The following is a 7,875-nucleotide window of genomic DNA, read 5'->3' on the forward strand; positions in this document are numbered from 1 at the left end:
ATTGATGAAAAAATTGATGAAAAAATTGATGAAATAGTTAATGAATTGGAAAAAGATGTAATAAATATATCTGGCAACATACCCAAAATACCTGGAGACTTAAGTTATTTAATATAAAAAAATTAATATAAAAATAAGATTTTTAATTTAAATTCAATTTAAGTTTAAGGCCACGTTGTTTGATAAGTTGTTTGAACTCCATTTGTTGTTGTTACTTCAACTATAATTGGAGTTCCTGCTGATGGTACTTTTGATGTGTTCATATAGACTACTGGTTTTATTGTGTTAGGCAGTATAGTAATAGGAGATTGGGATGTTCCATTATCACTGGTATATAATTTAGATCCTCCAAATATTATTGCACCATTACTACCATTAATAACATATAAGGCATTTATATATACATTACTACTACCAGAGTTAAGTACATAAGCAGTCACATTCCATACTGGTGTATTTTTTATTGATGTAGAATTAATAACTACTGCATCTATGCTAATTCTCTCAGTTAAAGCAGGGTTTGATGAATGTACTGAACCAACTAATCCACTAAGCCACAAATAAATTAATACTGCAGCTGCTATTGCAATTAATATAAGCATAACTACTGCAACTATATCTGATATTGCCTTCTTATCTTTTCTTATGCTATAACCTTTAATCGTATATTTCATAATATACTACCACCTCTTTTATCCTCTGTTAATTTATTTTTTTAAAAAAAATATTTAAACCTTTCTACGCAGTAATACAAAAGATCTTGGGGTAAATTTTAATTAATTTGCGCTTTAGAAACCCTATTATCAATAGAAAAAAGCAATATTATACAAACATGGCTTACATAAGTTAATATTTTAATTAGAAGCATATTAATTATTCATCCTTATAAATTACTTAAACAAAAAGGATTCCTTGTTTCTCAAAGTAATCTCTTAACTTACAGCGAGTTTATATCAACAAAACATTTTATTATACCTTTATAGGAAAGGTTTGAAGGGTTTACTTTACAGATTTGTTCTCTAAATCCCAAGGATCAGTTAATCTAAAATCCTTTTTTAAAGATCTTATATAAAATGCTATAAGCTATTCATAAAAATAATGCCATTTTATTTACGATAAGGTTAAAGTGAAACTAACACGCCCTTACTGTAGGGTCTACGGTGGAGAAAATGGAAGAGATTAAGCCTAAGATCAATGAAACAAAATGGGATCCTTCTTTAGAACTATCAATATTGGATGAGTGGGAAAAGCAAAAAAACAAAAAAATAGAAGAAAACGTATCAGACAAAATATTAGTTATAGATACTCCTCCTCCATACGCTAGCGGTAAATGGCATGTTGGAGGTGCAGCCCATTACTCTCAAATAGACATGGTTTCAAGGTATTTTAGGCTTAAAAAATTCCAAGTTATTTCACCATTTTATGCAGATAGAAACGGTTTACCTGTTGAAGTCCAAGTAGAAAAAATTTATAATATAAGAGCAGGAGACATGGCATCTACCCCAGATGGGAGAAAAAAATTTTTAGATTTATGTAAAATTTATTTAGATAATGCAGAAAAAGACATAGTTAATGTTTGGAAAAGGCTTGGGTGCAACTTCGATTACTGGAAAGAAGGAACAGACAGTGAAAAATATAGAAAAATGACTCAAAAGACCTTTATAGAATTGTATGAAAAAGGTTTGATATACGAAGACGAAAGGCCAGTAAGGTGGTGCCCTAGATGTGGAACAACGCTTGCTGAAGCTGAAATAGAATATGAAGAAGAGGAAGGCTACCTTTATTACATAAACTTCAAAATAAGTGGAGAGGAAGGAAAATACGTTACTGTCGCAACTACCAGACCTGAGCTTTTAGCTTCTTGCGCAGCTTTAATCTATAATCCAAAAGATGAAAGGTATAAATGGTTAAAAGGTAAAAAAGCCATATCCCCATTATACAATATTGAAATGGAAATAATTGAGCACCCAAGCGTTGATATGGATTTTGGAACTGGAATAATGATGGTTTGTTCTTACGGTGATGAAAATGATATAAGGCTTTTCAAAGAGCTTAACTTAAAGCCAAAGGTATTAATAAGCCCCATAGGTACTATGTTAGAAGGCTCAGCTTTCTTATCAGGTTTAACTGTTATTGATGCAAGGAAGAAGATAGCAGAAGAACTTGAAAAGAAAAATGCTTTAGTTAAAAAGGAAAAAATTAAACACACAATACCTGTTTGTTGGAGGTGTAAAACGCCTCTGCAAATAATAAATAGAAGGGAATTCTTCTTAAAGCAACTGCCATTTAAAGAAGAACTTAAAGAAGTTGTAAATAAAATCGATATAAGGCCAGAAATGCACAAGAAAAAGCTCTTTGATTGGATAGATAGCATCTCAATGGATTGGCCCATATCAAGGGATAGATATTATGGCACAGAAATACCTGTATGGCGTTGTAAAAATTGCAATTCAATTTTAATACCAAAGCCGGGTAAATATTATAGGCCTTGGATTGATGAAGTTCCATTTGATAAATGCCCTGTTTGCAATGCACCTAAAGAAAAAATTGTTGGGGAAAAGAGGGTATTTGATACATGGTTTGACTCAAGCATATCAGTATTATATGTAACTAAATGGAATGAAAACAAAGAATTTTTTGAGAAAGCGATAGAAAACACTTTAAGGCCTCAAGGAGAGGATATAATAAGGTCTTGGCTATATTATTCGTTATTAAGGGTTTACCAATTAACTAAGAGACCTGCTTTCAAATTCATAAGGATAACAGGTATGGGTTTAGATCCAAAAGGAAGGCCCATGCATAAGTCTTTAGGCAATGTTATAGATCCAGACCCTATAATAAACAAATATGGTGCTGATGCTTTCAGATATTGGGCTGCAATATCTGCAAGGCTTGGTTACGATTATAGGTTTGACGAGAAAAAAATTATAACTGGAAGGAATTTTGCAACAAAAATATGGAACCTATCTAGGTTTATTTCTTCATTTCCATACGAAGATTCAAGCTATACAGAAACTGAAAAGGCCTTCTTGGCTTTAACACAAGATTATATGGAAAGGGTTGATAATGGTTACCAATCATTGGACATGTTTGAACCTATTAGCTTATTATATGAGCTTGTTTGGGAAATATTTGCATCTAATTATGTTGAATTAGTCAAGAACAGGGCTTACAATAGAGAAAAGGAATTTAATGAAGAAGAGCAGAAATCATCTTGGAAAGGTTTACACGAGATTTTTAAATCATCATTAATTATGTTATCACCCATAATGCCATTCGTTACGTATTATTCTTATAAAATGCTTTATAATAAAGATATAAGGGAAGAAGAATTTCCAAAACCTATTTTTAATAAAGAAGAAAAAGAGAAGTTAATGAAAAAGGCTTTAGATATAATAGAAATAAACAGGGAAGTTTGGACCTATAAGAAATTACATAACATAAACCTTAACAAACCTATTGAAGGTAAATTAATTGTTATTGATGAAAGCCTATCAAATTTCATAAAGGACTTGAAGGCATTGCATAAAACAGAATTTATTATAAGTAAAAAGCCTGAAGGAGAAAAAATAGGAGAAAAGCTTTATTTGCTTACATCTTCCCAAGTATAGAATTTCTTGAGGTGAATTAAATGGAGGTATACGATTTAATAGTTGTTGGAGGAGGCCCAGGGGGTTATCCTGCTGCTATAAGAGCTTCTCAATTAGGCTTGAGAGTTGCTTTAATAGAGAAGAACAAGCTTGGAGGAGAATGCACTAATTACGGGTGTATTCCTACAAAGGCTTTAATAAAATCGTCTAACGAAGGCAAAAGTTTTTCATCTGCTATTGAAGAAGCTATAAATGCCTCTAATAAGGTAAGAGAAGGTATTTCTTACCTTTTAAAAAACAACAATATAGATGTGTTCTATTCAGAAGCCAATATTGAAGAAAACAACGATAACTTTATTGAAGAAAACAACGGGTTGGTATCAAAAAAGTTAATAATAGCAACAGGTTCTGATCCTTCGGATTTACCTAATATAAAAGCTGACGGTCAAATAATACATAACAACAGGACAATACTTAGCTTAAAAGAATTGCCTTCCAGAATATTAATAGTTGGAGCAGGCTATGTTGGGGTAGAATATGCAAGCGCTTTAGCATCTTTAGGATCTCAAGTAACTCTAATAGAAGTTATGCCTAAAATACTTCCTAATATAGATAATGATATATCAAGGCTTGCTGAAAGATCTCTAAGGAATAAAGGAGTTAAGATATTAAAAAACACAACAATAAAAGAAATTAAAGAGAAAAGGGAAAAATACATCATAGTAAATATAAATAACGAAGACATGGAGTTTGATGCAGTTTTCATATCAGTAGGTAGGAAAACTTCAATACCTAAAATTAAGGTTGAAACTGATGAAAAGGGTTTTATAAAAGTTGATAAATATTTGAGAACATCTAACCCAAACATATTCTCTTCTGGAGATATTACCGGTAATCCCATGCTTGCCCACAAAGCCTTTGCACAAGGCGTTATAGCTGCAGAAGGTGTTTCTGGGAATCCAAAAGAAATTGATTATAGCATAATACCGAGCGTCGTTTTCTCAAAGCCAGAAATATTTTCAGTTGGATATACATTAAATCAGGCAAATTCTTTAGGAATCCAAGCCAAAGAGACTAAGCTTCCATTAGGAGGGCTCGCAAGATCTGTTATAGAGAAAGAGGAAATAGGCTTAATAAAGATAGTTTATGACTCTTCTAATAGAATAATCGGGGTTCACGCTATATCAACATTTGCCTCTGAGCTGGCCCTTTCAGCAACTCTTGCAGTTAAATTAAAAGCCACCCTTGAGGATTTATCTTTTAGCATGCCTCCTCATCCAACAATGTCTGAAGCTCTAAAAGAGGTAGCAGAACTTGCATTAAACAGGCCTATACATTACGTTAAAGTTTAAAAAGGGATTTAGTAAAAATTCAATACGTCCCATTTATATAAACCTAATTACAGGTTCTAACAATAATAAAATTAGTGGAGGTTGAGAGAATTGATTACAGTAGTAGGTGGAGCTGGAAAGGTTGGTGCAACAACCGGTGCATTCCTTTTAATGAGAGATGTAGATGATGTTGTGTTAATTGATATCTTAAAGGATAAGCCTCAAGGTGAGGCGTTAGACTTAGGACATATGGCATCAGCTATAGGGTCTAGCAGAAAGGTTATTGGATCAAACGACTATAAAGACATGGCTGGATCAGATATAGTTATAATTACAGCAGGCTTCCCAAGAAAAGCCGGACAAACGAGAGAGGAACTATTAGCAATAAATGCTAAAGTTATGGCTGAAGTATCTGATGCAATTAAAGAATATTCACCTAAAGCCAAGGTCTTAGTTTTAACAAATCCAAGCGATGCAATGACTTACGTAGTTTATAAGAGGCTTAAGGCTCCAAGAAATCAAGTTATTGGCTTCAGCGGATTATTAGATGCCCCAAGGTTATCTTATTATGCTTCTCAAAAATTAGGTATTAGTCCAGCTTCAATTTTACCAATAGTTTTGGGCATGCATGGAGAAAACATGTTCCCTGTCCCAAGACTATCAATGGTTGGAGGAGTTCCGCTAAGCGAATTAATGACAAAGGATCAAATTGATGAAATAGTAAAGAAGACAGTGGGCGCAGGAGCTGAAGTAATAAAGCTAAGGGGTTACAGCAGCAACTGGGCCCCAGCTGCTGGATTAACACTAATGGCAGAAGCAATTAAAAATGACCAGAAGAGAGCAATAATTGCAAGCGTTATATTACAAGGCGAATATGGAGTTAATGATGTTGTTGCAGAGGTGCCTGTTATATTAGGCAAGAATGGAGTTGAAAAGGTATTAGAAGTCCCACTAAATGATGAAGAACGCCAAGGATTTATGAAGAGCATTGATGCAGTTAAAAGCCTGTTAAGCGCTCTACCCCCAGAATATAAATAACTAATATTTTTTATTATTAAGAAACTATTTTTTATAAGAAAGAGTTAAAAGCTTTCTATGCATAATACCTATGGATGACCAAAATGAAAGAACAAAATATGGACGACAAAATGAAAGATATATTAGAAAAGCTAAGCGAAAAAGAACTCAGAATGACACCCCAAAGAATATTAATATCAAAAACCATATTGGCAATGGTTAAAGACCACTCATCTCTAAAGGAAATATACGATGAAACACAAAAAGTCTTACCTAGAGTAGGTATGTCAACGGTTTATAATACAATAAAGATGCTTGAATCTTTAAAAATAATCGATACATTTGATATAGATGGAAAAATGAGAATAGACCAAACGTTTTCCCACATAAATATTTATTGCAGAAATGAAGATAGAATTATAGATGTTGATGGTCAAGCAATTGAGGAAATCAAACAAGTCCTATCTAAATATGGGGTTAATGTTGATGTGAAAAAGATATTAATAGATGGTAAATGCAGCAACTACCAGCAATAAACATATTTAATTTTTATTGCAACTATTTCTTTGGGGAAAGTAATGCCATGTAAAAGGAAACTAAGTATATTTGAAACCAAATTAACTACACTATTCCAAGTAATGCCAATGCATGCAAATCCGTTGGGCATGTTATTTGGAGGAGTTATTGAAGATTGGATGATACAAGTATCAAACATGGAAGCAACTAGAATAGCTAAGAGGCCAACTTTACTAGCTGGTATGGATAGCATATTTTTCATATCACCAGTATTAGTTGGAGAAAACGCAAACATAACGGCTTGGGTTGATTATATAGGAAACACTAGCATAGATGTCAGTTTATTGGTCGAAGCCGAAAATCCAATACTTAATGAAAAGAGGTTAACTACTTTAGCTCATATGACTTATGTTGCTGTCGGAAAGGATTTAAGGCCTGTAATGTTAGATGCTTGCATTGAGGCAAAAACAAAGGAAGAGGAGGAAATTTATCAAGATGCCTTAAAGAGGAGGAAAAACAGGGAAAACAGAATAAAGGATAGAAAAGAAAGGGCTTTAGATTCCTCCCCTCCAAGAGGTCTAGATGATAGATTTACTATAACAAACTATAAAGTCGTCATGCCAGAAGATGCTATGGCTTTAAACACTTTATTCGCAGGCAAACTTATGAGGCTTTTGGATGAATCAACTGCCTTAGTAGGAACTAGGTATGCTAGGGGCCCAGTTGTTACCGCTTCTGTAGATACAACAGATTTCTATTCTCCAGTAATGGTTGGCGAAACATTAATTATTTACAGCACATTAACAAACATAGGTAAGAGCAGCATGGAAGTCATAGCAAAAGTTGTTAAAAGAGATGAGATAACTGGAGAAGAAAAACACACAACGACAAGCTACTTCACTTTAGTTCATGTAGGTCCAACTGGTAGGAGCGAACCGATACCGGAATTTAATATTACTGAAGAATGGCAAAAAGAAATTATAGCTGAATCTGAAAGAAGAAGGAATGAAAGGCTTGAAATGCTAGCGTCATTTAAATCTAAAGCAGAAAAATTTAGAGTTTGGCCTTTATTGTGATTAATAGTCACTAAAAGTAACTATTAATCACAAGGCCTCATCACTCCTCTTCTCCTCCCCACGCCTAGGTTAGGGAGTATGGACTCCCAGCCACGACATGGGAAGTTTCATTGGGTGCCTTCCTCCACCTCGCGACTGCTCATTGACTTCATTGTGGCACCTTCCGATTTAATGATAACGGAAAAAGTTTATAAATTTTTCCATAACTAAAATCATATGGTAATATCATATGGTTCAAGTTATATTTCATTCAAAAATATCATCAATGGGTCATGACAAATATGGAGACCCAAAATACGCAATATACGTTCCAAAGAGCGTTCATGAGAAAATTAAGGGCTTATT

The 7,875-nt window shown here is 33.6% G+C and carries 6 protein-coding genes; 5 read left to right on the top strand and 1 reads right to left on the bottom strand.

The genetic code is table 11. From position 1 onward, the window contains the following. Nucleotides 1-164: 164 nt before the first annotated feature. Nucleotides 165-674, bottom strand: coding sequence for an archaellin/type IV pilin N-terminal domain-containing protein (locus RXO53_RS07070; protein ID WP_410713528.1), 510 nt, complete (start codon nucleotides 672-674; stop codon nucleotides 165-167). Nucleotides 675-1,169: 495 nt separating this feature from the next. On the opposite strand from RXO53_RS07070, the gene RXO53_RS07075 reads away from it, so the two are divergent. The 5 genes from RXO53_RS07075 to RXO53_RS07095 all read left to right on the top strand — a co-directional run bounded on the left by RXO53_RS07075 (nucleotide 1,170) and on the right by RXO53_RS07095 (nucleotide 7,530). Further along, nucleotides 1,170-3,611, top strand: a complete 2,442-nt coding sequence (locus tag RXO53_RS07075) for a valine--tRNA ligase (RefSeq protein WP_410713529.1) — start codon at nucleotides 1,170-1,172, stop codon at nucleotides 3,609-3,611. Nucleotides 3,612-3,631: 20 nt separating this feature from the next. Then, a complete protein-coding gene (lpdA, locus tag RXO53_RS07080; RefSeq protein ID WP_410713530.1) occupies nucleotides 3,632-4,942 on the top strand; it encodes a dihydrolipoyl dehydrogenase in 1,311 nt (436 codons plus the stop codon). A 90-nt stretch (nucleotides 4,943-5,032) separates the two neighbouring features. Further along, the gene (locus tag RXO53_RS07085; RefSeq protein WP_410713531.1) at nucleotides 5,033-5,959 is read left to right on the top strand and encodes a malate dehydrogenase; all 927 of its coding nucleotides are present in this window, start codon (nucleotides 5,033-5,035) and stop codon (nucleotides 5,957-5,959) included. Between the two features lie 83 nt (nucleotides 5,960-6,042). Then, the gene (locus tag RXO53_RS07090) at nucleotides 6,043-6,474 is read left to right on the top strand and encodes a Fur family transcriptional regulator (protein ID WP_410713532.1); all 432 of its coding nucleotides are present in this window, start codon (nucleotides 6,043-6,045) and stop codon (nucleotides 6,472-6,474) included. A 42-nt stretch (nucleotides 6,475-6,516) separates the two neighbouring features. Continuing rightward, on the top strand, nucleotides 6,517-7,530 hold the full coding sequence (locus tag RXO53_RS07095) for an acyl-CoA thioesterase (RefSeq protein WP_410713533.1): 1,014 nt from the start codon (nucleotides 6,517-6,519) through the stop codon (nucleotides 7,528-7,530). The last annotated feature ends 345 nt before the right edge of the window (nucleotides 7,531-7,875 follow it).

It is taken from the genome of Caldisphaera sp., assembly GCF_046536515.1.
Lineage (GTDB): Archaea > Thermoproteota > Thermoprotei_A > Sulfolobales > Acidilobaceae > Caldisphaera.

Coding starts and splice junctions, on each gene's coding strand:
- RXO53_RS07070 (WP_410713528.1), bottom strand. CDS start 674: ATGAAATATACGATTAAAGGTTATAGCATAAGAAAAGATAAGAAGGCA.
- RXO53_RS07075 (WP_410713529.1), top strand. CDS start 1,170: ATGGAAGAGATTAAGCCTAAGATCAATGAAACAAAATGGGATCCTTCT.
- lpdA (WP_410713530.1), top strand. CDS start 3,632: ATGGAGGTATACGATTTAATAGTTGTTGGAGGAGGCCCAGGGGGTTAT.
- RXO53_RS07090 (WP_410713532.1), top strand. CDS start 6,043: ATGAAAGAACAAAATATGGACGACAAAATGAAAGATATATTAGAAAAG.
- RXO53_RS07095 (WP_410713533.1), top strand. CDS start 6,517: ATGCCATGTAAAAGGAAACTAAGTATATTTGAAACCAAATTAACTACA.